Origin of the sequence: Streptomyces sp. NBC_00637, assembly GCF_045161545.1 — a bacterium.
Lineage (GTDB): Bacteria > Actinomycetota > Actinomycetes > Streptomycetales > Streptomycetaceae > Streptomyces.
The window spans coordinates 7,961,900-7,987,377 of record NZ_CP109046.1 but is presented as its reverse complement, the minus strand read 5'-3'; the positions used below and the strand labels follow the sequence as shown (position 1 = coordinate 7,987,377).

Genomic DNA, 25,478 nt, shown 5'->3' with positions numbered 1-25,478 from the left:
CCGGAGGTTTCCCTCATGGCGGCTCTGTCTGCCCGCGTCCTCTTCGGTGCCGCGTACTACCACGAGTACCGGCCCCCCTACGGCGACGACCGCCCCGGCGAACGCCTCAAGACCGACCTCGATCTGATGGCCGACGCGCATGTCACCGTCATCCGGGTCGGCGAGTCGGTGTGGTCGACCTGGGAGCCGGAGAACGGACGGTTCGATCTCGACTGGCTCCAGCCGGTGCTGGACGGCGCCCACGAGCGCGGCATCTCCGTCGTCCTCGGCACCCCGACGTACGCCGTCCCGCCGTGGCTGGTCCGGCAGTACCCGGAGATCACGGGCGAGCGGCGGACCGGTGAGCGCATCGGCTGGGGAGCGCGCCAGGAGGTCGACTTCACCCACCCCGGCTTCCGGTTCCACGCCGAGCGGGTGATCCGCAAGATCATCGCCCGCTACGCCGGACACCCCGCGGTCATCGGCTTCCAGGTCGACAACGAGCCGGGCCTGGAACTCTTCCACAACCACGGGGTCTTCCAGCGCTTCGTGGACCATCTGCGCGAGACGTACGGCGACGTCGAGACGTTCAACCGCGAGTGGGGGCTCGTCTACTGGTCGCACCGGCTGTCGACGTGGGCCGACCTGTGGACGCCGGACGGCAACGCCCAGCCCCAGTACGACGTCGCCTGGCGGGCGTTCCAGGCGCGCCAGGTCACCGAGTTCATCGGCTGGCAGGCCGACCTCGTCCGCGAGTACGCCCGCCCCGGGCAGTTCGTCACCACCTGCATCTCCTACACGCGTCCGGCGGTGGAGGACGACGAACTCACCGACCGCCTCGACATCGCCACCGGCAACCCGTACTACGACATGCAGGACGGCCTCCTGCTCCCCGACCCCACCCCGGACGGCCACGAACAGAAGTGGAAGACGACCGGCGTGTGGGCGCTGTACCAGACCGCCGACTGGATGTTCTCCTCCCGCCAGGAGCCGTTCCTGGTGACCGAGACCGACGCCGGCTCCATCGGCTTCCCGTGGGACAACCGGCCCGCCTACGACGGCCAGTGGCGGCAGGCCGCGTGGGCACTGGTCGCGCGGGGCGCCCGCATGATCGAGTACTGGCACTGGAACACCCTGCACTTCGGCGCCGAGACCTACTGGGGCGGCGTCCTCCCGCACACCGGTCAGCCCGGCCGTACGTACGCCGAACTCGCCCGGCTGGGAGCTGAGTTCGAGACTGCGGGATCGCTCGTCGCCGGGCTCGAACCGGACGCGGACATCACGATGGTGTACTCGACGCCGAGCAAGTGGCTGATGCAGAAGTACCCGCCGCTGGCCACGCCGGACGGCGAACCGGACCCGGCCGCCTACCACCGCTTCTTCGACCCCTTCTACCGGGGCGCGTTCGAGGCCGGGCGCCAGGTCCGCATCGTGCACGCCCGCCAGCTGCACGACCCGCGCGGCGAGCGGGAGGGGCTGACGCCCGAGGAGGCCGTCCGCCGTCATCCGGTGCTCGTGGTAGCGGCGTTGTACCTCGCGGCCGACTCGACGCTCGACTGGTTCGCGGCCTACGCCGAGGCCGGCGGCCATCTCGTCCTCGGCCCGCGCACCGGGTACGCCGACCACGAGGCCAGGGCCCGGCACGAGGCGGCCCCCGGCCGGCTGACCGACGTCGCGGGCGTGCGCTACGACGAGTTCAGCAACCTCGTCGGGGAGGTCCCCGTACGGTCGGCGTCCGGCGGCCCGCTCGACCTGCCCGAGGGGGCGACGGCGACCCGCTGGGCCGACGGCCTGACGGTCACCGACGCCGAGGTGCTGGTCACCTACGACCATCCGCACTTCGGGCGCTGGCCCGCGGTCACCAGCCGCCCGCACGGCGCGGGCCGGGTCACGTACGTCGGCACGGCGCCCGGGCGCGACCTCGCCCGGGCGCTGGCCGAGTGGCTCACCCCTGCCTCGCGTCACGCCTGGCGGGACCTCCCGGCCTCCGTCACCGCGACCAGCGGCACCGCACCCGACGGGCGACGCGTCCACATCGTCCACAACTGGAGCTGGGAGCCCGCGAGCGTCGGCGTCCCGCTGGCCCTGTCCGACGTCCTCACCGGCGCCTCGGTTCCCGCGGGTGCCGCCCTGGACCTCGCTCCCTGGGACGTACGGGTCCTCGTCGCCTGAGCCGGCTCCTGCGGAGATCACCGCGGCCGTCCGCAGGGGAAGGGCCGGCCGCGGGAGGGGCGGGAGGAGAACAGGCCGAGTGCCGGGAACCGTCGTCGCGGCGTCAGGCGGCGAGGGCGGTGCGCAGGGTGGTGGCCATCAGCGCGATGGCCTCCTTCCCGGCCGGCGCCGGTCCGGCGTGGGTGAAGTAGTGGTCGACGCCCTCGAAGACCCGGTGCGTGACCGGCACACCCGCGGCCTCCAGGGCCTTGGCGTAGGCGTCGCCCTCGTCGCGCAGGCGGTCGTTCTCGGCGGTGATGACCAGGGCGGGCGGCAGCCCTGCGAGGTCGTCGGCCAGACCGGGCGAGACGAGCGGGTCGGCCCGCCGGGCCGGGTCCGCGACATAGACGCCGGTGAAGATCCGCATGAGGGACGGCGTGAGCAGCGGCTTGGCGATGCGGGACTGCTTGGCCGCGGGATCGGTGACCATGTCGAGCGGGGCGGAGTCGAGGATCTGGAGGCGCGGCGAGAAGGTGCCCCGGTCACGGGCCGTGCGGCACACCGCGGCCGTCAGGTTGGCGCCCGCGCTGTGGCCGCCGACGGCGAGCCGGGAGCCGTCCCAGCCGCCCGCGTCGCCGTTCCCGGCGATCCACGCGGTGACGTCGTAGGCCTGGGTGACGGCGGCGGGGTACGGGTGCTGCGGGGCGACGGCGTAGTCCACGTTGACCACGACGCAGCCGGCCGTGGCGGCTATGTAGCGGCACAGGTGGTCGTCCTGCTCGTGGCGCCCGACGATGAACCCGCCGCCGTGGAAGTTGACGTAGACGGGGGCGGGCGCGCCGCCGGTACCGGACGGACGGTAGACGGTGCAGGTCACCGGCCCGGCGCCGGTCTCCACCCGGAGGGTCTCGGCGTGCTTGGGGACGTCGGTGAACCGCAGGTCCTTGTGCACGCGGGCCATCATGCCGCCGAGCAGCAGCTGGACGGCCCTGGCCTGGAATCTGGTGGTGAGGGGCATGGTCGGTCCCGTCCTCGCGAAGCGGAATCAACAGGATTCCTGATAGTTGAGATCTCATCCTGCACTGCGGGAGGCCGAGGGCGCCACTCCCTGCGGGACATCTCACGGCCCGGGAAAGCGGGCACGGAGGGGCCGTCGTGAGCGACAGGGCGGGATCACCCGTTCCCGCGCGCGCCGCCGATCCGGTCAACTCCCTTACCCGTGCGCTCAAAAAGGCTCAGGGATCTTCCTGTTCCGAAGTTCATCGGGCCAGTCCCGAAGGGCGTCACCCGGTAGGGGGACAGCCTCCGTACGTTCGGGGAACCAGCGGGGCCGGAGGAGCCCGGGCCCGCGCAACCGGCAGGAGAAGCGCCGTGGCGAACCTGGAGATCTCTATGAAGGAGACCATGACCGCGATCGAAGGGGCGGTGGGGGTCGCCGTCGTGGACTACACGAGCGGCATGGCACTCGGCACGCTCGGCGGGGGCAACGACCTCGATCTGGACGTCGCCGCGGCAGGCAACACCGATGTGATCCGCGCCAAGGTCCGCACCATGGAGCATCTGGGCCTCAAGGGCGAGATCGAGGACATCCTGATCACGCTCGCGAGCCAGTACCACCTCATCCGGCTACTCAAGGGCCGTGGCGGAAGCGGGCTCTTCATCTACCTCGTGCTGGACCGCGGCCGGTCCAACCTGGCCATGGCCCGTCACCAGCTCAAGCGGATCGAGGCCGAGCTCGAGGTGTAGACGACCGGACGGTCCGTGGCTTCGCGCACCCTCGAATTGCAGATTTCTTCATCTCGACACATCCAGATCAGCGCATCACACGGGTGTGCGGAGCCCGCAGCCACCAGGATCGGGACGCAGCACGTGGCGCGCGGTGGCGTACGGCCGGCCGGTCGGGCCGCCGCGCCATCGCGCACCACGCACCGTACGCGGCAGGGAGCGAGCGATCGATCATGCAGGTTCCCCTCTACCAGGCCAAGGCCGAGTTCTTCCGCATGCTCGGGCACCCGGTCCGTATCAGGGTCCTCGAACTGCTCCAGGGCGGCCCCGTCGCCGTACGGGACCTGCTCGCCGAGATCGAGATCGAACCGTCCAGCCTGTCCCAGCAGCTGGCGGTCCTGCGCCGCGCCGGGATCGTGGTGTCGATCCGGGAGGGCTCGACGGTCAGCTACGCGCTCGCGGGCGGTGACGTGGCCGAGCTGCTTCGGGCCGCCCGCCGCATTCTCACCGAACTCCTCGCAGGACAGAACGAGTTGCTGGCGGAGCTGCGCCAGGCGGATCTCCCCCTGCCGGTCCCCCAGGGCGGCACCGGACGGACCTGACAGGAGCCGCTGTCGGCGCGAGGCCGCCCCGCCGGGCGACGTGACCGACAAGCGGCGCGCCCTCGACCACGCCTGCCCGGGGTCGCCCTGTCCGCCGACGGATGCACGCGGACCCGCACCGTCATGAAACCGGCAGCACGTCTACCGCCCTCCGGACCCCGACGGCTACGGCTACGGCTACGGCTACGGCTACGGCTACGACGTGGACCTGCTCAAGCTGCACCGGAGAACGAACTCCAGGGTCCGGGCCGCCGACGCCCGGATCCGAACGGCAGCCCGACGCTCGAACGAAACAGACTAAACGCCACGGTTCGCCACCCCTTCCGCCAGGTAGAGATATCTATCAGCATGCATATGCACGGTCGACTTGCGGCCGGAGGCGGACGTGACACGGAGCCGACATGAGCGATGCGATGTGGACGCGCGGCGTGGAGTGGCTGGCCGCCGCCGCGACGGACCCGCGGATGTGCAAGCGGGAATGGGACCAGGGCGACGGGATCGCCCTGCTTCAGGCGGGCCGCTACTGGGACGTCCTCAGCGTGCCCGACCGGCTGGGTCTGCTCACCCTGGATCTGCTGTGGCAGGCGTCCCGACCCGTCCCGGGACCCACCCTCGTGGACACCGCGTCACACCGGGTCGGCTTCTTCCTCCCGCCGGATCCGGGCACCCGGTGGATCGGCGCCGGGCTGAGACGTGCGGGCCGGGGCTCCTGGGTGGCGGTTCCGCCGCCCTACCGCGCCGCGGAGTTCCTGGAGTGGCTGGTCCCACCGGACGGGACCGGCGCCTTGCACTCGCCCGGCACGCTGGAACTGGCCCTGCGACAGGCCAACGGCACGCTCGCCGTCCTGACCCCGATGTGCGGGCGGTAGCCGGCGCTCCTCGCCCGGTCGACGAGGGCTGCACGACAGGCTAACTCGCCTGTTGCGTACGGCAATTCAGACAGTCGACGCAGAAGTGAACAGATACCGGGCTCTTTGGGAGGCAAGTCTCACTCAACCGTGCGGGATCGATCGATGACGGTGTGTACTGTGCTGCGAGTGCCCGGTCCGAACCCCTCGGATCCACACCCCCGCACCGAGCGCCGAGACGACGCCCGACCCTCCCTGGAACCGAATCGATGATGGAATTACCGGACCTGGTGGCCGGCGGCCTGGCCGCCGGCACACTGTCCGCGCTCGCCCTCGGCGGCGGATTGCTGCGCCTGCGGCGGCAACTGACCCGGCAGCGCGCCGAGATCGCCGCTCTGCGCACTCAACTCGACGGCTCCTTGCGGTCGTTTACGGCCGAGGTCGAGCACCTGGCCGACCGGCGGGTGCCCGCCGCCGCCCGTCAGGTGGCCCATCCGCACGTGGCCGAACCGGGTCCGCTCCAGCCGCTCACCACCGGCACTCCGCTGGGCATGGCCCTGGAGAACGTGGTGTCGGCGCTCCAGTCCGAGGTGGCCGCCCAGCGCACCCGGGTCGACGCGGCGGCACAGGCCGGGATGCGGGGCGCCACCCGGGAGATCCAGGCGGCCCTGTACCGGCTCCAGGACGCGCTGCGCGGACTCCAGCAGCGTTACGACGACCCGGAGTTGGCGCAGACGCTGTTCCGGCTGGACCACGAGAACGAGCAATCGCTGCGGCGCGCGCAGGTCACCGCCGTGGTGTGCGGGGCGTGGGTCGGGCTGGCGCGCGAGGAGTCGCACCTGGTGGACGCGGTGACCGGCGGTCAGGCCCGGCTCGCGGGCTACCACCGGGTCCGGGTCCACAACCACCTCGAAACCGGTACCGCCCTGGTCTCGCACGCCGTCGAGCCGGTGGCCATCATCGTCGCCGAGCTGCTCGACAACGCGCTCCGGCACTCCGCCCCGGACACCGACGTCGTGGTGAGCCTGGAACACGTCCACCACGGCGTGTGCGTCACCGTCGACGACGCGGGTCTCGGCATGACGCGGGACGAACGCGACCGTGCCCAGCGGCTGGTGGCGGGCGACGACCTCATCCTGCTGACCGACCTGGGCGATCCGCCGCGCATGGGACTGGCCGCCGTCGGCCGTCTCACCCGGCAGTTCGACCTGAGTGTCGACGTCTCCTCGGCCTCCCCGTACGGCGGGGTCCGCGCGGTGCTGCGGGTCGACAGTCATCTCCTCAGCCGGCTCGACCCGGACGAGCGGCCGCCCGCCGCGAGCGCCCCGCGCACGACACGGAAGGCCGCGGCCGACCGGCCCGCCCCCTCCCACGCGTACAGCGCGGAGACCCCCACCCCCGAGCCGGCACCCGGGCACCACGATCCCTCGGACACCGAGGGCCTGCCCCAGCGCCGTCGCCGCACCCGGGCCGCCGCGCCCGAGGAGAGCACGGCGCCAGGACCCGCGCAAAGGCCGGCGCGGAGACCGGAGGAGGCCGCGGCGGCGCTCGGCGCGCTCCAGTCCGGCACGGCGGCGGCCCGCGCGGCCGCCGGGAGCGCCGAGGCCGACGACCCCGGGAGCGCCCCGGACGAGCGGCCGGACGAGCCCGGCGACACGGACCACACCGAACGCACCGAACGCACCGAACGCACCGAACGCACCGAACGCACCGAACGCACCGAACGCACCGAACGCACCGAACGCACCGACCAGACCGAACACACCGAGCAGACCGAACACACCGACATCGAGGGGGAAGCGGCGAGATGACCAGCCGTCATACGGGCGACACGGCATGGGTGCTGGAACCGATCCTGCAGGTGCCGCACGTGCTGGCCGCCGTCATGCTGACCCGGGACGGACTGGTGACCGGGTACACCGACGCCCTGTCGCAGCCGTCGGCCGAGCGGGTGGCCGCCATCACCAGCACCGTGCAGGGAGCCTGCCGGACGGCGGCCGCCGCCTTCGCCGACCGGGAGCGGGCCGAGGTACGCCAGATCGTCATCGAGTCCGACCACGGCTATGTGCTGATCGTGCCCACCGACCACGGCACCTGCGTGGCCGCGTACGGCGACGGCGAGATGCGGCTGGACCTGCTGGCGCACCGGGTCCACTCCCAGGTGGCGCGACTGGGCGAGAAGGCCATGGCGGCCGTGCCCCGAGGAGCCGACGACAACGCGCCCGCATGACCCGCCGTCCCGCCGGCCGTCCGCTCGTCCCCGCGTACCTGTCGACCGGCGGTGTGGCCCGGCCCAGCCGGCCCCACCTGGACCGGCTGTCGGTGCTCGCCCTCAGCGGGGAGCCGCCGCCGGCCGGCCTGCCGGCCGCCGAACTGGCCCTGCTGGACACCCTGGAGGGCGGTTCGCTGGCGGTGGTGGAGGCGGCGGCGCTGCTCAGGCTGCCGGTCTCCGCGGTGCGGGTGCTGGCGGCCGACCTCGTCGACCGGGACCTCGTACTCACCCGCGCGCCGATCCCGCCCGCCGAACGGTTCGACCCCGACCTGCTGAAGAGAGTGGCCGATGGCCTCCGCGCCCTCAAACACCACACCTAGCGCCGGTGCTCCCGGCGCGGTCCACCGCCCCGACACCGCGCGCGACCTGGTGAAGATCCTGGTCGCGGGGCCGTTCGGGGTGGGCAAGACGACCCTGATCGACTCGGTGTCCGAGATCCGGCCGCTGCACACCGAGGAACACCTGTCCGAGGCGTCGGCCGAGGTGGACGACCTGGCCGGGGTGCGGGAGAAGTCGACGACGACCGTCGCCATCGACTTCGGCCGGATCAGCCTGCCCGGTGAGGTCGTGCTGTACCTGTTCGGTACGCCCGGACAGGAACGCTTTCGCGCGTTGTGGGACGACATCGCCTACGGGGCGCTGGGCGCGCTCGTCCTGGTCGACAGCCGCCGGCTGGACGCGTCGTTCGACGTGCTGGGTCTGGTGGAGGAGAGCGGGCTGCCGTACGCGGTGGCCTTCAACGCCTTTCCGGACGCGCCCCGTCACTACGGTGCCGAGCAGCTGCGCCGGGCGCTGGACCTGGAGCCCGGGACACCGATGGTGACCTGCGACGCGCGTGACGCCCACTCCTCGATCGACGCGCTGCTCGCGCTCGTCGACCATCTGATCGGACGTACCCCCGTGGAGGCCCGGTGACCATCCATCCCCCGGACCGGCGCGACTTCACCCGCTCCGCGCCGGTACGGCTGTGGGACGAGGGCTTCGCAGCCGACCCGCACCGCTACTACCAGTCGCTGCGCACCCAGGGTCCGGTCGGCTGGGCCGAGTTGGCGCCCGGTGTCCCGGCGTGCGTGATCACCGACCGGCGTGCCGCGCTGGACGTGCTGCACGACGAGGAGACGTTCTCGCACGACCCGCGCGCGTGGGAGTCGACCGTCCCCGACGACTCTCCGGTGCTCGGCATGATGCGGTGGCGGCCCAACGCCCTGTTCGCCGACGGGGCCGCGCATGTCCGGTACCGCACCACCCTCATCGACGTCTTCGACCTGGTGGAACCGCATGACCTGCGGGCGCGGGTGCACCGGGCGGTGCGGCTGCTGGTGGGACGGATCGGGCCGAGGGGCGAGGCCGACCTGGTCGGCGACTTCGCCGAGCCGCTGATGGCGCTGGTCTTCAACGACCTGTTCGGCCTGCCGGAGAGCCAGGGCGACCGGCTGCACTCGGGCGTGGGCAAGATGATGGAGGGCGGCGACCGGGCGACCGCGGGCGAGGCGGAGTACGCGCAGTACGTCCTGGACCTCATCGCCGCCAAGACCGAACGGCGCGGGGACGACCTGCCGAGCCGGCTCCTCGACCACCCGGCCGGGCTGACCCGGGAGGAGGTCACCTGGCAGGTGTTCCTCACCCTCGGCGCAGGCTACGGGCCGACCGCGAACCTGCTGTCGAACACCCTGTCGCGGATCCTCGGCAACCCGCTCTACTACTCCACCCTCACCGACGGCGCCCGCCCCGTCATGGACGCCGTCGTCGAGGTGCTGCACCACGAGACCCCGCTCGCGAACTACGGCATCTACTACGTCCGGCGGCCCGTGGCCTTCCACGGGGTGTGGCTGCGCGAGGCGGTGCCGGTGGTGGTGTCGTACGGGGCGCTCGGCATCCTCGCCGAGCGGGAGGTCACCGAGGGCCGCCATCCCAACGACGCCTCGCATCTGTCGTGGGGAGCGGGGGCGCATGCCTGCCCCGTCAAGCAGCACACGCTGTTGCTGGTCACCGAGGCGATCGAACGGCTCACCCAGTGGCTGCCCGACCTCGATCCCGTCGTCCCGCGCGATCGGCTGACCTGGCGGCCCGGTCCGTTCCACCGTTCGCTGACCGCGCTGCCCGTCCGCTTCAGCCCCCGCTCCCCCGCTTCCGATCCCTCAGGAGTCCGTTCGTGACCGTGACCGACCGCACCGTCCTCGACCCGTTCGGCGCCGATGTGCACGCCGAGAGTGCCCGGCTGCGCGCCCTCGGCCCGATCGTGCCCGTGGAGCTGCCCGGCGGCATTCCGGCCTGGGCGCCCACCGGTTACGACACCCTGAAGGCGCTGATCCTGGACCCGCGAATCAGCAAGGACCCGCGGCGGCACTGGCGGCAGTGGGCGGAACTCGGTGAACACCCTTCCTGGGGCTGGATCCTGGGCTGGGTCGGGGTGATCAACATGCTCTCCACGTACGGCACCGACCACGCGCGGCTGCGCAAACTGGTGGCGCCGAGCTTCACCCACCGGCGCACCGAGGTGCTGCGCTCCCGGGTCGAGGCGATCACCGCGGAGCTGCTCGACACGATGGAGAAGGGCGATGACGCGCTCGACCTCAAGGCCGCGTTCGCGCATCCGCTGCCGATGCAGATCATCTGTGAACTGTTCGGGATGCCGGACCACCTGCGGGAGGCCAACGTCCGGCTGGTCGCGGCGATCATGGACACCACCGACCCGACGCCGGAGCACGCCGCGTACGTGCAGGAGCAGATCGGCGCGGTGCTGGGCGGCCTGATCGCGTACAAGCGCGAGCACCCCGGTGACGACATGACGACCGAGCTGATCCGCGTACGCGACGAGGAGGGCGACCGGCTCGGCGACGAGGAGTTGCTGTACACGCTGCTGCTGGTCATCGGCGCCGGTTTCGAGACGACCGTGAACCTCATCGGGAACGCGGCGGTGGCACTGCTGCGGCACCCCGAGCAGCTGGCGGCCGTCCGCCGGGGCGAACTCGGCTGGGACGCGGTCGTCGACGAGACGCTGCGGCTGCATCCGCCGATCGCCACGCTGCCGCTGCGGTTCGCCGTGGACGACGTGACGGTGGGCGACGTGACGATCCCGGCCGGGGACGCCATCATCACGACGTACGCGGCGGCGAACGCGGACCCGGCGCACTACGGGGCGGACGCGGACGTCTTCGACGCGGCGCGCGCGGCGGAGGACCATCTGGCCTTCGGGATGGGTGTGCACCGGTGCATCGGGGCTCCGCTGGCGCGGATGGAGGCGCTGACGGCGCTGCCCGCTCTGTTCGACCGGTTCCCCGGACTGCGGCTGGACGCCGGGGCCGCGGAGCTGCGGCAGGTGCCCTCGTTCATCGCGAGCGGCTGGCAGGAGATCCCGGTCCGGCTGCGGGGCTGAGGCGCGGGGGTGCGACCGGTCCCCCGTTCCGGTCGTACCCCCGCCGCTCCTCGAAAGTACGTGCCGGGCGAGCGGCTGGGAATCGTGTCGGTGCCCGCTCCGGCCGCCGGAGGACTCACCTGTGCACAGGTGCGTCCGGATGGCCCGATTCCGTCCGGTGGGCGGATTCGTGCAGGTCGGGCTGGTCCAGGTCGCCCGCCGCCACATGGGCGAGGACGACCTCGTACAGGTCGCTGCCGGCCGCGAGGAGCTGGCGTTCGAGGACGGGTTCGGCACTGCGGACGTGTTCGCGCACGGTCTGCGCGTGCACACCGAGCAGCTGGGCGGCGCGTTCGGCGTTGCCGCCGGCGGCGATCCAGGCGCGCAGGGTGCCGCGCAGGTCGCGGCCGTCGGAGTCGAGGCGGCCCAGCAGCTCCCGCGCCCAGACGCGCAGCGCGGGCCCGCCGAGCAGCTCGCCGAGCCGGGCGGGGGCCGCCGGGGTCCCCGGCCGGTGGCCGTCGATCGCGACCTGGGTGTGCAGGGCGAGATGGACCGCGGCCCGGACGGTGAGGTCGGAGAAGTCGGCGCGCAGCAGGTTCTCGACGCGTTCCATGCGGGCCCGGACCGTGTTGCGGCTGACGCCGAGCACCTTCGCCGCGTTGACGGCGGTGAACTCCAGGCCGAGCCGGGTGGTGGCGAGGAGTTCGGCGCGGGTGTGGTGCGGGAGGGCGTCGAGGGGGCGCAGCAGCCGGGTCGTCCAGGTGCGCAGGACGTCGGGGTCCATCAGGCGTTCGGGGTGGGTGCGTTCGGCGTAGACGGCCGTCCGGTCGGGGCGGAAGCGGGCGACGGCCAGGGCGCTGACGGCCTGTCCGTAGGCGGTGGCGGTGCGGGCGAGGCTCTGGAGGGCGCTGCCGCCGAGGAACGCGCCGGCGTGCCGGTCGCACAGGGCGCGCAGTGCCCGGCCCGCGGTGTCGTCCGGGACGACGACGATGACATGGCCGTCCACGGCGGGACAGCGCACCACGAGGGCCTCGTCGTGGGTCGCCGCCACGCAGGCCGCCGCGAGCCGGTCGCGTTCCCCGGGGCTGGTCTCGACGACGTAGACACAGGCGGTGTCGGTGTCGAGCAGGCCGGGCCACAGGCCGGCGGCGACGCGGCGGGCGGCGACGGTGTCCTCGACCATGAGCAGCTGGAGGATGGCCAGCCGCAGGTCCGCGGTGGCGCGGGCCAGCCGGTGTCCGGTCGCCACGGTCTCCCGCGCGCGCAGCAGGAGTTCGAGGACGCCCACGGTGTGCGTGACGATGGCGGATGCCCGCCGGTCGAAGGGGGTCGTCCGAGTCACGGCGAGCACGCCCGACGTGGCGGGGCGCGGCAGTTCGACCCGGATCAGGCGCACGAAGGTGCCCTCGCCCTCCCAGGCCGCCGAGGCGAGCCGCCCGCCGGTGACGGCCGCGACCAGTCCCTCGTCCAGCGGGGTGAGCGGTCCGGCGAGCGAGGCGCCGGAGTCGTCGCGCAGGGAGACGGTCGCGTCGAGCGTGTCCGCCAGCCAGCCGAGGACCCGGCGGAGGTCGCCGCCGGTGGGGCGCAGATGTCCGAGGAGTTCCCGCGCCCACGCCGGATCGGCGTCGCCCGCCGCGTCGGTGTGGGGGTTCCCGTCGTCCCGGCCGGCCATGTCGGCGCTCTCCTCGTCCGTCGCGGCCCGCGCGGGCCGAACCAGTCATATCGGTCGGGGACGTTACCTCACACGCCGCGGAACGTCCGCCCGCGGACCGGGGCGGCGGGGGTGGGGCCGTGAGATCGGCCCGCGACCGAGGCGTCCCCCTGCCGCCCCGTGGCCGAAAAGAGCCGGTGTCGTACGATGTGAACGTCCATCGGAGGACGCGACCTCGCAGGTCGGCGGCCCCTTCGCAGTCGACCGGAAGGCGGTTCGACGTGGCCGGTCTGCGTGCCGCCCAGAAGGAGATGACCCGTCGGCTGCTGCTGACGACGGCGTTGGAGCTGTTCGAGGCGCGGGGCTACGCGGGCACGACGGTGGACGACATCGCGAAGGCCGCCGGCACCACCCGGGTGACGTTCTACGCCTATTTCCCCTCACGGGCCGCGCTGATGAAGGCCCTCGTCGCGGAGCTCGACGAGCTGCTGGGGCGCGGAAGCCCGGCGGAGCCAGGGCCCGCCGCACCGGCCCTCGTGGCCGTCGTACGGGCGGGTGAGCGGGCGGGTTTCGAGGCGTGGCTGCACGACACCTCCCGCCGGTGGCCGCGGATCGGGCCCTACGTGCCGGCCGCGCACGAGGCGGCGGTGGTCGAGCCGGAGCTGCGCGAGCTGGTCGACCAGTGGTTCGACGAGGTCGCCGCCGCCGTCGAGACGGGGCTCGACCAGGCCGATCGGTTCGATCCGGGCTCGCGGCGACTGCGCGGTTTCCTGGCGCTGACCCAGCTCGACCAGCTGGCCCGGCGCTGGATGCGCCACGGGTGGGAGACCGACCCCGCGACGGCGCTGGGGCTGCTCGCCGACAGCTGGCAGTTCCTCCTGGGCGAGCCGCACGACGGTCCTGCGGGGCCGCCTCCCGGTGGCACGGCCCCGCACGGCGGTCCTGCGGGGCCACCACCCCGTGGCACGGCATAAGCTCGGCCAATGGCGAAGTACTACGACGTGCACCCCGACAACCCCCAGCCGCGCACCATCACCCAGGTCGCGGCCGCCATCCGGGCGGACGCGCTGATCGCGTACCCCACGGATTCCTGCTACGCGCTGGGCTGCCGGCTGGGCAGCAAGAACGGCATCGACCGGATCCGGGCCATCCGTGACCTGGACGACCGGCACCACTTCACCCTCGTGTGCCAGGACTTCGCGCAACTCGGCCAGTTCGTACGCGTGGACAAGGACGTGTTCCGCGCGATCAAGGCGTCCACACCGGGCAGCTACACCTTCATCCTCCCGGCGACCAAGGAGGTACCGCGCATGCTCCAGCACCCGAAGAAGAAGACGGTCGGCGTGCGCATCCCGGACCATGTGGTCACCCAGGCGCTGCTCGCCGAACTCGGTGAACCGCTGCTGTCCAGCACCCTGTTGCTGCCCGGCGAGGACGAGCCGATGACCCAGGGCTGGGAGATCAAGGACCAGCTCGACCACGTGGTGGACGCCGTGCTGGACTCCGGGGACTGCGGCACCGAGCCGACCACGGTCATCGACTTCTCCGAGGGCGAGGCAGTGATCGTGCGGCACGGAGCGGGTGACACCTCCCGGTTCGAGTAGCGCCCTCGGCACCCCGGAAGCCCCGCGCCGGCGCCCCGCGCCGGGCCTCCGGCGGCCGGGTGGATGGTGCATGCAACGATGGTCGCCCGGCCCCACCGGGCCGGCCGATCGCTCGCCCGTTCGCCGAAGCGCACCACGCAGAGAGGCACCCCCATGACCTCCGTACAGGGAACAGCCGTGGACATCCCCACCGAGGACGGCGTCGCCGACGCCTATCTCGCGCACCCCGGCGACGGGGCACCCCGGCCGGGCGTGCTGCTCTACCAGGACGCCTTCGGGCTGCGTCCGCACCTGCGGGCGATGGCCGACCGGCTCGCCGAGGCCGGTTACACCGTGCTGGTTCCCAATTTGTTCTACCGTCACGGCCGCGCCCCCGTCATGGAGTTGCCCGAGTTCATCGATCCCGCCGCGCGCCCGGAGATCTTCGAGACGCTGTATCCGTTCGTGCTGGCTCTCACCCCCGAGCTGATCGTCCGGGACTCGGACGCGTATCTGCGGTGGATGGAGGAGAGCGCGCTGGTCGCGGACGGCCCCGCCGCGGTGACCGGGTACTGCATGGGCGCCCGGCTCACCCTGCCGACTGCCGGCGCGCATTCGGACCGGGTCGCGGCGGTGGCCGGTTTCCACGGCAGCCGTCTCGTGACGGACGCGCCGGACAGCCCCCATCTGGCCGCCGAGCACATCACGGCCGAGGTGTACTTCGGCCACGCCGACCAGGACCCGGGCCTGCCGCCCGAGCAGATCGAGCGCTTCGAGGAGGCCCTCACGGCCGCGGGCGTCCGTCACACCTGCGAGGTCTACGCCGGATCCGAGCACGGTTACACGCAGGCCGACACCTCCGCGTACGACGAGAAGGGTGCGGAGCGGCACTGGGCCGCGCTGCTGGACCTGCTGGAGCGGACCTTCTGAGCACGCGACAGGCATGGGACCGGCCACCAGGACCGGCCACCAGGACCGGGTAACGGGACCGGGCGACCGACCCGAGCAGTAGGCCCGAAGGACCGGACGCCCCTGGCACGAGCATGCCGGGGGCGTTCTTTCGTCCGACCGTTTCTTGTTCACCTTGTTGACATGGGCACAACCCCGATGCGACTTTGAGAGCGCTCTCAACATGGTACGGACCAACCCCACAGGCCTACCCGCACGGAGGTGGAGAGTGCTCTCGAGGATCACGCTCACACTCAGAATCGCCGGAGCCGCCGCTCTCGCCGGCGCGCTGCTCTCGCTCGGCCCCCCGGCCCAGGCGGCCGTCCCCGACACCATCCCGCTGAAGATCACCAACAACTCGGGGCGCGGCGAAGCCCTCTACGTCTACAACCTCGGCACCCAGCTGTCGACGGGCCGGCAGGGCTGGGCGGACGCGAACGGCGCCTTCCACGCCTGGCCCGCCGGCGGCAACCCGCCCACACCCGCGCCGGACGCCTCGATCTCGGGCCCGGCCGCCGGACAGTCCGCCACCATCCGGATCCCCAAGTTCTCCGGCCGGGTCTACTTCTCCTACGGACAGAAGCTCGACTTCCGGCTCACCACCGGCGGGCTGGTCCAGCCGGCCGTGCAGAACCCGACCGACCCGAACCGGAACATCCTGTTCAACTGGTCGGAGTACACGCTCAACGACTCCGGGCTGTGGCTGAACAGCACGCAGGTCGACATGTTCTCCGCGCCGTACGCGGTCGGCGTGCAGCGTGCCGACGGGACCACCGTCAGCACCGGGCACCTCAAGCCGGGCGGCTACACAGGCTTCTTCAACGCCCTGCGCGGACAGCCCGGCGGCTGGGCGAACCTCGTCCAGACCCGGTCCGACGGCACCGTACTGAGGGCTCTCGCCCCGCTGTACGGGGTGGAGACAGGCGCCCTCCCGGCGAACGTCATGGACGACTACGTCAACCGCGTCTGGCAGAAGTACGCGACGACCACACTGACCGTCACCCCGTTCGCCGACCAGCCGGGCACCAAGTACTTCGGCCGGGTCTCGGGCGGGGTCATGAACTTCACCAACTCCTCCGGCGCGGTCGTGACCAGCTTCCAGAAGCCGGACGCGGCCAGCATCTTCGGCTGCCACCGACTGCTGGACGCGCCGAACGACGCCGTGCGCGGACCGATCTCCCGCACCCTGTGCGCGGGCTACAACCGCTCCACGCTCCTGGTCAACCCCAACCAGCCGGACACCACGACGGCGAACTTCTACCAGGACACGGTGACCAACCACTACGCCCGCAAGATCCACGCACAGATGGCGGACGGCAAGGCGTACGCGTTCGCCTTCGACGACGTCGGACAGCAGGAGTCCCTCGTCCACGACGGCTCGCCGCGCCAGGCCTACCTGACGCTCGACCCGCTGAACTGAACCCGGCCGAGCGCACACGACGACGTCCCGCACGCGGAGGGAGCCCGCGTGCGGGACGTCGTTCGGTCGATGCCGATCAGCCGGTTCGGATCAGCCGGTCGTGACGGCGGTGTCGTCCACGACGAAGCTGGTCTGGAGCGAGGAGTCCTCGACGCCCGAGAACTTCAGCGCCACGGTGGAGCCCGCGAAGGATCCGAGGCTGAAGGACTTCTGGACGTAGCCGGTGGCGGCGTTGAGGTTGGAGTAGGTGGCCAGGGTGGTGGACCCGGCGGTGACCGTCAGCTTGTCGTACTGCGTGCTGGTGGTGGTCTCGGCCGTGTCGACGTGCAGGTAGAAGGTGAACGTGGTGTTGGTGCAGCCGCTCGGGATCGTCACCGACTGCGCCAGGGTGTCGGTGTGGGTCGACCCGTAGCCGTCGAGCCAGGCCTTGTAGGAGCCGGTGCGGGCCGCCTGGCTGCTGGAGTTGGTGATCACACCACTCGTCGTCGTCCAGGTGGTGCTGCCCGACTCGAAGCCCGCGTTGCCCAGCAGCTGCGTGGCGGTGCAGGAACCGCCGCCGGAGGAGCTGACCGTCCAGGTGAAGGCCGCCGTACCGGTCGCGCCGGTGCTGTCGGTCACCGTGACGGTGGTGCTGGAGGAGCCGGCCGTGGTCGGTGTGCCGGAGATCAGGCCGGTCGAGCTGCTGATCGACAGGCCGGCGGGCAGACCGGAGGCCGAGTAGGTCAGCGAGCCGCTGTTGGTGCTGCTGGCGGAGATCTGGAGGCTCACCGCGGTGCCGACCGTGGCGGACTGGCTGCCCGGGTTGGTCACCGAGACGCCCGTCGACGGGACCGTGATGTGGCTGCCGACGTTGATGCCGGCGAAGGCGTTGCCGACCCCGGCGTACTGGGCGGAGCTCGCGCCGTAGAGCGCCGAGGCGGCGTTCAGCGCGGCGGTGCGGGCCTGGGCGTACGTGGTGCTGGACGTCATGTACGTCGTCAGCGCCTTGTACCAGATCTGCAGGGCGGCGGCCCGGCCGATGCCGGCGACGGCGACGCCGTCGGAGGTGGTGCTGGTGTAGGAGGTGCCGTTGATGACCTTGGTGCCGCTGCCCTCGGAGAGCAGGTAGAACATGTGGTTCGCCGGGCCCGAGGAGTAGTGGACGTCGAGGTTGCCGACGCCGGAGTACCAGCTGTCGGCGGAGCCGCCGTCCTTGGAGGGTTTGTCCATGTAGCGCAGCGGGGTGCCGTCGCCGTTGATGTTGATCTTCTCGCCGATGAGGTAGTCACCGACGTCGGTGGAGTTGTTCGCGTAGAACTCCACGCCGGTGCCGAAGATGTCGGAGGTGGCCTCGTTCAGACCGCCCGACTCACCGGTGTAGGTGAGGTTCGCGGTGTTGGAGGTGACGCCGTGACTCATCTCGTGACCGGCGACGTCCAGCGAGGTCAGCGCGTGCGTGCTGCTGGTGCCGTCGCCGTAGGTCATGCAGAAGCAGTCGTCGTCCCAGAAGGCGTTGACGTACGCCGTGCTGTAGTGGACGCGGGAGTAGGCGGCGACGCCGTCGTTCTTGATCCCGCTGCGCCCGAAGGTGTTCTTGTAGAAGTCCCAGGTCACCTGGGCGCCGTAGTGGGCGTCGACGCCGGCGGTCTGGGTGTTGGACCCGGCGCCGGTGCCCCACGTGTCGTCGGCGTCCGTCATCAGGGTGCCGGTGCCGGACGTGGCGTTGTTGAGGCTGTACGTCTTGTGCGTACCGCGCGTGGTGTCGTTCAGCTGGTACGTCGACCCGGACAGCGTGGTGCCGATGGTGACGGTACCGCTGTACTGGCTGTTGCCGGTTCCGGTCTGGACGCCCTCGAACTGGGAGAGCTTCGCGCCGGTGACCGCGTCGGTGATGACATGCAGCTTGCTCGGCGTGCCGTCGTCCTGGAGGCCGGTGACCACGGTCTCCCAGGCGAGCTTCGGCGTGCCCTCACCGGCCCAGATCACCTTGCGGGCCTTCTCGGCGGCGGGGTTCTGCGCGTCGAGCGCCTTGGCGGCCGTGAGGGCCTTGGTCTGAGCGGCCGCCTTGCTGTACGTGGCGGTCGTGGACTTGACCGAGACGGTGCGGCGGTTGTTGTTGAAGGTCGTGCTCACCGTGCCGGCGGCCAGCGAGGCCGGGGGCGTGTGCACGACGAGGTCGCCGCCGAGGACGGGCAGACCGGCGTAGGTGCGCTCGTAACGCGTGTGCAGGGTGCCGTCGTTGTCCTTCACGACGTCCTTGACGACCAGCTTCTCCTGGGCGCCGAGGCCCAGCGACGCGGCCGTGTCCGTCGTCTTCGCCTCGGCGCTCTTGATCAGCGTCGTGCGCTGGGCGGGAGTGAGGTCGGCGGACTGCGCGCCGGCACGCAGAGGGCTCGGGTGGGGGGCTGCGGGCAGCGCGGTCGCCGGAACCGTCTGGACACCGAGGGCCACGAGTGCGGCGGTGGAGAGCAGGGCCGCTCCGACCGTGGTCCGCTTGCGGGGGTTGGGTCTCACTCGTTCTCCTACTGCGGCGGCCGTGGGGAACGGCCGGTGACAGACCGGGCAGACGGGTGTGCTGCCCGGGACGAGCTGAGTGGTGCGGGACCGTGAGTTACGGGAAGACAACTTTCCGCTGGTGCGCGGTAGTTGGGTGGAGAATGGCAGGCTTGACGGTTGCATGTCAGCCAAAGCCGGGCCCTTCAAGGGTTATCCCTCGGTGCCGGCAGGGGCACGGCGCCCACCCCCCCGACCTCGCTGTGAGACAGCTGTGCGTCGGCTGTACCGGCGGCCGAGGGGCTCGGGGCGCCCGGCCGGGTCCGCGCCACCCCGACCGTGGGACCATCGACAACCGGACAACCGAGCATCTCCGCGAGGAGCATCTCTGCGAAGGCGGTGGGCGGACGTGGTGGCCGGGTGGGAATGGGACGAGACCCTGTTCGCGGGCACCGCCGCCCACTACCGGCGCGGACGGCTCCCCTACGCCCCGGGGCTGGCGGACGTGCTCGCCGAGGCTCTGGGTCTCGACGGACGGGGGCGCCTCCTCGACGTGGGCTGCGGACCGGGGATCCTCGCCCTCGGCCTGGCCCACCTGTTCGGCGAGGTCGTCGGCGTGGACCCGGACCGGGGGATGATCGACGAAGCCGGACGTGAGGCCGCGAAGACGGGAGTGGGCGGCAAAATCCGGTGGGTACGGGCCCGGGCCGAGGAACTGCCGGCGGATCTGGGCGAGTTCACCGTCGCCACCTTCGGCCAGTCCTTCCACTGGATGGACCAGGACCTGGTGGCGGCGACCACCTGGGACATGCTGCGGCCCGGTGGCGCACTGGTGCACATCTCGGACCTGAAGACCGAGACGCTCACCGTCGACGGCCTTCCCCACCCGGCGGTGCCCGGTGCCGCGATCGACGAACTCGTCGGGCACTACCTCGGACCGGTCCGGCGGGCCGGCCGGGGCGTGTTGCCCCGAGGCACACCCGGCGGTGAGGCCGCGGTGCTCGCCCGGGCCGGGTTCTCCGGGCCCCGGCGCCTGGTCGCCCCCGGCGCACCACCGCTCGAACGCACCGTCGACGATGTCGTCGCAGGGGTGTTCTCGATGTCGTTCTCGGCACCGCACCTGTTCGGCGCACGCCACGACGCCTTCGAGGCGGACCTGCGTCGACTGCTGCGCGAGGCCTCCGCGTCGGGCCGGTTCTCCGAACGCCCGCCGGGCACCGAGGTCTTCGTCTGGCGAAGGGGCACCTCACGACGGTGACCCCGATCGGACCCACCCGGGTGGTAGCCGCCGCACCGGGCGGGACAGGCGGCCGGGCGCTCGCCCGCATCCTCGAACGCGCCATCGGATACCTGACGCGCCCGGCGTCGGCGAGCCCGACGGGGAGCTCGCCCACCGCCCCGGGCGAGGTACGTCCGCACGCAGGGCCCCGCCGTCAGGATGTCCCCAACTCCCCTTGCTTTCACCGGCGGCGTTCACGCGGATTTGACCGTCGACTCGTAGGAAACGCTTGCTTTCACCACGCTTCTCCCCGTAGACACTTCCTTCTCAAAGAACAGTCGTCGCTCTGGGGGGAGTTGATGATGGAAGGCACGGTAGACGGGTTCCGGTACGGGGTGGTGACTCCGGTGGCGGCCTTTGTGATGGCCTGCCTGGGAGGGGCTCTGGGGTTGCGCTGCATCGTGCGCACCCTGCTCGACGGGGGCTCGTGGAAACCGGGCTGGCTGGCGCTGGGGGCCGCCTCGATCGGCTGCGGCATCTGGACGATGCACTTCATAGCCATGATCGGCTTTCAGGTGGAGGAGACACGGATCGGCTATCACGTCGGTCTGACCGTGCTCAGTCTCGGGGTCGCGGTGGTGGTGGTCGGCATCGGGGTGTTCATCGTGGGCTACCGGGGCGCCGGCCGGGGGTCGCTGTCGCTCGCGGGGGCGGTCACGGGTATCGGGGTCGCCGCGATGCACTATCTCGGCATGGTGGCCCTCCAGCTCAACGGTGCCATCGAGTACGCCCCGGGCACGGTGGCCTTCTCGGTGCTGATCGCGGTCGTGGCCGCGACCGCCGCTCTGTGGGCGGCCGTCACGGTGCGCGGGTTCCTGTCGAGCCTGGGCGCCAGTCTGGTGATGGGCGTCGCCGTGTCCGGGATGCACTACACGGCGATGGCCTCGGTCAGCGTCCACGTGCACGGCGCGACCTCGTCGTGGGCCGGTGACAGTCCCACCTCGCTGCTGCTGCCGATGCTGATCGGGCCGGTGATCTTCCTGCTGCTGGCCGGGGTGGTGGTGATGTTCGACCCGCTGCTCGTGCTGGGCGACGGCGAGTGGAACCGGTCCGCCCGGGCGGCGCGGACCGGCCCGGCGGAGGAGGCGGTCGGCCGGCCCACCCCCCGGTCGTGGAGCGGCGGGTGAGGAGCGGCGGCGGGTGAGACGCCCGCGCGGGCCCGGGTGCCCGGCGAGCGTCCGACCGCGCGGCTCCGCCCCTGCGTGTCAGGTGCCGAAGCCCGCAGGTGCGTGCCCCGCGCCGGGCGAACTCCTGCCGCACAGTGGATCATTGTTACGGTGCACCGGTGTCTGAATCCTCACGCGATACCGCCGAAGGCGCCGGCTGGGTCGGCGCCGACCGGGGCGCCTACCGCCGTCTCATGCCGGACAGGACCGAGAAGATCTCGTGGCTCGACCCCAGGATGCTCTGGGCGGCCCGCAACGGCGTGCTGGCGTCGTGGTTCGGGGACCCGACGGGCCGGACCCGCAGCCGCCTGGTGGCGCAGCGGGCGGCGGCCGGCGCGCCCGAGGACAAGGTGATCCGGCGCCCGGACCCGGACAGCTTCTCCTTCATGGTCATCGGCGACACGGGTGAGGGCGACGACCCCCAGTACGCCGTCGTGCCGGGCTTCCTGAGGGCGGGTCAGGGCACGTCCTTCGCCGTGCTCGCCAGTGACGTCATCTATCCGGTCGGCAGTGCCGACGACTACGGCACCAAGTTCTTCCGCCCGTACCGCGATTATCCGGCGCCCATCTACGCGATACCGGGCAACCACGACTGGTACGAGGACCTGGGCGCGTTCATGCGGGTCTTCTGCGGCGACGCGCCGCCGCTGCCCGCCGAGACCGCGCCGCGCGCCCTCAGCCGCGCCCGGCTGCGGTCCCTGCTGTGGCACCGGCCACGGGCGCACGACGGCCGACGCCTCGCCGAGGCACGTGCGTTGAGGGCCGCGCCGGGCCAACAGGCGGTGCAGCCCGGCCCGTACTGGGCTATCGACGCCGGCCCGGTCCGGATCATCGGCATCGACACCGGGCTGCTCGGCACGCTCGACGCCGAACAGGGCGCGTGGCTGCGGGCGGTGTCACAGGGCCCGCGTCCGAAGATCCTCGTCACCGGCTCGCCCCTCTACGTCGACGGCGAGCATCACCCGTGCCCCGTCGAAGGGGGCGGCACCGTCGACGACATCGTCACCGCGCCGGAGCACCGCTACGTGGCGGCGATAGGCGGCGACATCCACAACTACCAGCGCTATCCGGTGCGGTTGGCCGACGGGCGCACGTTGCAGTACGTGGTGGCGGGCGGCGGGGGCGCCTTCATGCACGCCACGCACACCATCCCCCGGGTGTCCGTGGCCGGCGTCGGCGAGGAGGACTTCCGCTGCTACCCGCTGCGCGGCGACTCCCTCGCCTTCTACAGCCGGCTCTACGGGCGCCGGCTGCGGATGCCCCGCTTCTTCGCCCTCACCGAGACCGAGGCCCAGGCGGTCGTCGCCGAACGGCTGGGCATCCCGCCGACCCGCACACCGGGCCCGGAGGTCAGGGTGACGCGGCGGATCCGCCTGCTGGCCGGGCTGCTGGGCACCGGGAGCCGTCCGGGGCGTCGCAAGCGGTTCCGGCTGCCGGTGCGCAAGATCTACACCCAGCTCTTCTCGCCCAGCTCGGTGACGTACAGCCCGCCGTTCTTCAAGTGCTTCCTGCGGCTGGACGTCACACCGGACGCGGTCCGGCTGCGCTGCTTCGCGGCCACCGGGAACCGCGCCCAGGAGCTGAACCCTCCGGTCGAGGACGAGGTCACGATCCCGCTGCTCTGAGATCGTCACGCTCGTGAGGAGGAGGTTCACCAGCGGCCCGGCTCGGTTCCCGTCACCGGCTCGGACGGCTTGCCGTCCACGCCGACCGGGACCTCGCCGGCGAGCATCACGCGGTGCATCGTGCGGGGGAAACCCAGGTGTGCGTTGTCGCTGGGCGCGAGGTGGATGGTGGCGCGGTTGTCCCAGAAGGCCACGCTGCCCGGTTCCCAGCGGAATCGGACCGTGTACTCGGGACGGGTCGCCTCCTCCAGCAGCATGTCGAGGATCGCGCGGCTCTCCGCGCGCGAGAGGTCGGTGATCTGCTCGACGTAGTACCCGTTGACGTACAGCACGCGCTCACCCGACTCGGGGTGGACGCGTACCAGGGGGTGTACCGAGGCGACCTGGTGGTCGAGGAGATGGCGGACGTACGCGTCGTCGCCGGGGCGGGGCTGGTAGCCGACGCCGAGCCGGTGCTCGGCGCGCAGCCCGGCCAGGAACTCCCGCAGCGGCGCGGAGAGTCCGGCGTAGGCGGCCGCCAGATTGGACCAGGTCGTGTCACCGCCGTAGGGCGGTACCGTCTCGGCGCGCAGGATCGTCGCGGCCGGCGGGTCGACGCGGGCGCCGTGGTCGCAGTGCCAGCCGCGCAGCAGGGTGTGCCGACGGCGGCGGAGCCACTCCTCGTGCTCCATGCCGAACTTCCCGCCCAGTTCGAGGCGGTCGGCGGTCGTCTCGATCTCCGGGAAGTCCGCGGGCGAGGCGCTGCCGCGCCTGCGCGGGACGACGGGTTCGCCGAATTGTCGCGCGAACGCCACCTGCCCCGCGTGGTCGAGGCGCTGTCCCCGGAAGAACAGCACCTTCCAGCGCAGCAGCGCCGCCCCGACCACGGCGACCTGGGCGTCGTCGAGTCCCGCGGCCAGGTCGACGCCCCCGATCTCGGCGCCGATGTGTCCGGCGGCCGGCCGCACCTCCACTCCGGCCGCCCGCGCGGCCTCCTCGGCCGTCGGGTCGTCGAAGGTGGTGGTCCGGCTGTGCGTCGTCATGCGTGCTCCGCTCGTCTTCACTCGTCGTCCGTCACCGCTCCGGGAAGATCGTGACAGCGAATCGACGGCCTGGCGACAGGGCGTCGGACCCCGCCGCCGGAGAACCGTCGTGGCGCCCCGCGCTCTCCGGTTGATCGATCCCCGTCTCATCGGTGAGGCTGGTGGGACGGCACAGACGTACGCAGTCGAGGAAAGGTCCCCTGGTGAGCAGCATCCCGCAGTACACGCTCAACGACGGTACGAAGCTCCCGGCCCTGGGTCTGGGCACCTGGCCGATGGACGACGCGGAGGCGGAACGGGCGGTGGCCGAGGCGCTCGGACTGGGCTACCGGCTCGTCGACACGGCGACGAACTACCGCAACGAGAGCGGGGTGGGGCGGGGGGTGGCCCGGAGCGGGGTGCCGCGCGAGGAGATCGTGGTGACCACGAAACTGCCCGGCCGCCACCATGGCTACGAGGAGACGCTCGCCTCCTTCGAGGAGTCCCGGCAGCGACTCGGCCTCGACTACGTGGACCTGTACCTGATCCACTGGCCGCTTCCCCGGGTCGACCGGTTCGTCGACTCCTGGCGGGCCATGATCAAGCTCCGCGAGGACGGTCTGGTCCGCTCGATCGGCGTCTCCAACTTCACCGCCGGGCACATCGAGCGGCTGGAGCAGGAGACCGGCGTGCTGCCGTCCGTCAACCAGATCGAGCTGCACCCGCTCCTCCCCCAGGACGAGTTGCGCGCCTTCCACGAGACGAAGGGCGTCCGCACGGAGAGCTGGAGCCCGCTGGGCCGCGGTTCGGCGCTCCTGGAGGACCCGGCCGTCGTCTCCGTCGCGCGGTCGCTGGGCGTGACGCCCGGCCAGGTCGTCCTGCGCTGGCACCTCCAGCTCGGCGCGGTCCCCATCCCGAAGTCGTCCAGCCCCGAGCGGCAGCGCGCCAACCTCGACGTCTTCGGCTTCGCACTCGGACCGGAGCAGCTGGCGGCGGTCGCGGAGCGGCCGCACCGGCGCCTGGGCGGCGACCCCGAGGTGCACGAGGAGTTCTGAGCCGTGCCGCACGGGCCGGTCCGGCGGGTGGGTCGCACCCCCGGCCGGGGTATCAGCCGGTCGCCGGGGCCTCCGCGTACTCCTCGTCGGTGACGGGCTCCGGCCAGTCGACGACGGCGTGGTCGGCGTCGCCCTCGTCGATGGCCGGGTGGACCATGAGCCGGTTCGGTGCGGCGCCGTGCCAGTGCTCCTCGTCGGCTTCGAACAGGACGCGGTCACCGGGCCTGACGACCTCGGCGGGCCCGCCCCGGCGCCGGCACAGGCCGACGCCTTCGGTGACGAAGACGGTCTGGCTCAGCGGATGGCGGTGCCAGTGGGTGCGCGCGCCGGGCATGAAGTGCACCAG

At 72.0% G+C, this 25,478-nt stretch carries 23 protein-coding genes; 18 read left to right on the top strand and 5 right to left on the bottom strand.

Going from position 1 to position 25,478, the window contains the following annotated elements; translation table 11 throughout:
* The first annotated feature begins 15 nt into the window (after positions 1 to 15).
* Positions 16 to 2,151 carry a beta-galactosidase gene (locus OG440_RS35305; protein ID WP_406010820.1) on the top strand — a complete coding sequence of 712 codons (2,136 nt, stop codon included), beginning with the start codon at positions 16 to 18 and terminating at the stop codon, positions 2,149 to 2,151.
* Between the two features lie 103 nt (positions 2,152 to 2,254).
* Here the strand turns inward: OG440_RS35305 and OG440_RS35300 are convergent, their stop codons facing one another.
* Entirely contained in the window at positions 2,255 to 3,148 is an 894-nt protein-coding gene (locus OG440_RS35300; RefSeq protein ID WP_406010819.1) for an alpha/beta hydrolase, read from the bottom strand.
* Between the two features lie 353 nt (positions 3,149 to 3,501).
* Here OG440_RS35300 and OG440_RS35295 point away from each other — a divergent pair, with 353 nt between their 5' ends.
* The 9 genes from OG440_RS35295 (at position 3,502) to OG440_RS35255 (ending at position 10,953) form a co-directional block, all read left to right on the top strand.
* Complete coding sequence (locus OG440_RS35295; protein WP_406010818.1) at positions 3,502 to 3,876, top strand: hypothetical protein; 375 nt, start codon at positions 3,502 to 3,504, stop codon at positions 3,874 to 3,876.
* 212 nt (positions 3,877 to 4,088) lie between these two features.
* Positions 4,089 to 4,457: a helix-turn-helix transcriptional regulator gene (locus OG440_RS35290; protein WP_307161492.1), complete on the top strand. Its 369-nt coding sequence runs from the start codon at positions 4,089 to 4,091 to the stop codon at positions 4,455 to 4,457.
* A gap of 401 nt (positions 4,458 to 4,858) precedes the next feature.
* Positions 4,859 to 5,326, top strand: a complete 468-nt coding sequence (locus OG440_RS35285; RefSeq protein WP_406010817.1) for a hypothetical protein — start codon at positions 4,859 to 4,861, stop codon at positions 5,324 to 5,326.
* Positions 5,327 to 5,574: 248 nt separating this feature from the next.
* Positions 5,575 to 7,116, top strand: coding sequence for a sensor histidine kinase (locus OG440_RS35280; RefSeq protein ID WP_406010816.1), 1,542 nt, complete (start codon positions 5,575 to 5,577; stop codon positions 7,114 to 7,116).
* Positions 7,113 to 7,535 carry a roadblock/LC7 domain-containing protein gene (locus OG440_RS35275; protein ID WP_406010815.1) on the top strand — a complete coding sequence of 141 codons (423 nt, stop codon included), beginning with the start codon at positions 7,113 to 7,115 and terminating at the stop codon, positions 7,533 to 7,535. Before OG440_RS35280 ends, OG440_RS35275 begins: the two co-directional genes overlap by 4 nt.
* Positions 7,532 to 7,897 carry a DUF742 domain-containing protein gene (locus tag OG440_RS35270; protein ID WP_406010814.1) on the top strand — a complete coding sequence of 122 codons (366 nt, stop codon included), beginning with the start codon at positions 7,532 to 7,534 and terminating at the stop codon, positions 7,895 to 7,897. Before OG440_RS35275 ends, OG440_RS35270 begins: the two co-directional genes overlap by 4 nt.
* The gene (locus OG440_RS35265) at positions 7,866 to 8,492 is read left to right on the top strand and encodes a GTP-binding protein (protein WP_406010813.1); all 627 of its coding nucleotides are present in this window, start codon (positions 7,866 to 7,868) and stop codon (positions 8,490 to 8,492) included. Before OG440_RS35270 ends, OG440_RS35265 begins: the two co-directional genes overlap by 32 nt.
* Positions 8,489 to 9,733, top strand: coding sequence for a cytochrome P450 (locus OG440_RS35260; protein WP_406010812.1), 1,245 nt, complete (start codon positions 8,489 to 8,491; stop codon positions 9,731 to 9,733). Before OG440_RS35265 ends, OG440_RS35260 begins: the two co-directional genes overlap by 4 nt.
* A complete protein-coding gene (locus OG440_RS35255) occupies positions 9,730 to 10,953 on the top strand; it encodes a cytochrome P450 (protein ID WP_406010811.1) in 1,224 nt (407 codons plus the stop codon). Before OG440_RS35260 ends, OG440_RS35255 begins: the two co-directional genes overlap by 4 nt.
* 115 nt (positions 10,954 to 11,068) lie before the next feature.
* On the opposite strand, the gene OG440_RS35250 is transcribed toward OG440_RS35255, so the two are convergent.
* The gene (locus tag OG440_RS35250) at positions 11,069 to 12,604 is read right to left on the bottom strand and encodes a helix-turn-helix domain-containing protein (RefSeq protein ID WP_406010810.1); all 1,536 of its coding nucleotides are present in this window, start codon (positions 12,602 to 12,604) and stop codon (positions 11,069 to 11,071) included.
* A gap of 260 nt (positions 12,605 to 12,864) precedes the next feature.
* Between OG440_RS35250 and OG440_RS35245 the strand changes: the two genes are divergently transcribed.
* The 4 genes from OG440_RS35245 (at position 12,865) to OG440_RS35230 (ending at position 16,534) form a co-directional block, all read left to right on the top strand.
* Complete coding sequence (locus OG440_RS35245) at positions 12,865 to 13,557, top strand: TetR/AcrR family transcriptional regulator (RefSeq protein ID WP_406010809.1); 693 nt, start codon at positions 12,865 to 12,867, stop codon at positions 13,555 to 13,557.
* Positions 13,558 to 13,566: 9 nt separating this feature from the next.
* Entirely contained in the window at positions 13,567 to 14,187 is a 621-nt protein-coding gene (locus OG440_RS35240; RefSeq protein WP_406010808.1) for an L-threonylcarbamoyladenylate synthase, read from the top strand.
* A 153-nt stretch (positions 14,188 to 14,340) separates the two neighbouring features.
* Entirely contained in the window at positions 14,341 to 15,096 is a 756-nt protein-coding gene (locus OG440_RS35235; protein WP_406010807.1) for a dienelactone hydrolase family protein, read from the top strand.
* Positions 15,097 to 15,298: 202 nt separating this feature from the next.
* Positions 15,299 to 16,534 (top strand): glycoside hydrolase family 64 protein, encoded by a 1,236-nt coding sequence (locus OG440_RS35230; protein WP_406010806.1) that lies wholly within the window; start codon positions 15,299 to 15,301, stop codon positions 16,532 to 16,534.
* A gap of 90 nt (positions 16,535 to 16,624) precedes the next feature.
* On the opposite strand, the gene OG440_RS35225 is transcribed toward OG440_RS35230, so the two are convergent.
* Positions 16,625 to 19,027 carry a M4 family metallopeptidase gene (locus tag OG440_RS35225; protein ID WP_406010805.1) on the bottom strand — a complete coding sequence of 801 codons (2,403 nt, stop codon included), beginning with the start codon at positions 19,025 to 19,027 and terminating at the stop codon, positions 16,625 to 16,627.
* A 388-nt stretch (positions 19,028 to 19,415) separates the two neighbouring features.
* Between OG440_RS35225 and OG440_RS35220 the strand changes: the two genes are divergently transcribed.
* The 3 genes from OG440_RS35220 to OG440_RS35210 all read left to right on the top strand — a co-directional run bounded on the left by OG440_RS35220 (position 19,416) and on the right by OG440_RS35210 (position 23,076).
* On the top strand, positions 19,416 to 20,264 hold the full coding sequence (locus OG440_RS35220) for a class I SAM-dependent methyltransferase (protein WP_406010804.1): 849 nt from the start codon (positions 19,416 to 19,418) through the stop codon (positions 20,262 to 20,264).
* Between the two features lie 323 nt (positions 20,265 to 20,587).
* Entirely contained in the window at positions 20,588 to 21,412 is an 825-nt protein-coding gene (locus OG440_RS35215) for an MHYT domain-containing protein (protein WP_406010803.1), read from the top strand.
* Positions 21,413 to 21,570: 158 nt separating this feature from the next.
* Positions 21,571 to 23,076, top strand: a complete 1,506-nt coding sequence (locus tag OG440_RS35210; RefSeq protein ID WP_406010802.1) for a metallophosphoesterase family protein — start codon at positions 21,571 to 21,573, stop codon at positions 23,074 to 23,076.
* Positions 23,077 to 23,102: 26 nt separating this feature from the next.
* On the opposite strand, the gene OG440_RS35205 is transcribed toward OG440_RS35210, so the two are convergent.
* Positions 23,103 to 24,098 (bottom strand): TauD/TfdA dioxygenase family protein, encoded by a 996-nt coding sequence (locus OG440_RS35205; protein ID WP_406010801.1) that lies wholly within the window; start codon positions 24,096 to 24,098, stop codon positions 23,103 to 23,105.
* A gap of 203 nt (positions 24,099 to 24,301) precedes the next feature.
* Between OG440_RS35205 and OG440_RS35200 the strand changes: the two genes are divergently transcribed.
* Positions 24,302 to 25,132 carry an aldo/keto reductase gene (locus OG440_RS35200; protein ID WP_406010800.1) on the top strand — a complete coding sequence of 277 codons (831 nt, stop codon included), beginning with the start codon at positions 24,302 to 24,304 and terminating at the stop codon, positions 25,130 to 25,132.
* A gap of 52 nt (positions 25,133 to 25,184) precedes the next feature.
* Here OG440_RS35200 and OG440_RS35195 read toward each other — a convergent pair whose 3' ends face one another.
* Positions 25,185 to 25,466, bottom strand: a complete 282-nt coding sequence (locus tag OG440_RS35195; RefSeq protein ID WP_406010799.1) for a cupin domain-containing protein — start codon at positions 25,464 to 25,466, stop codon at positions 25,185 to 25,187.
* Positions 25,467 to 25,478 lie beyond the last annotated feature (12 nt).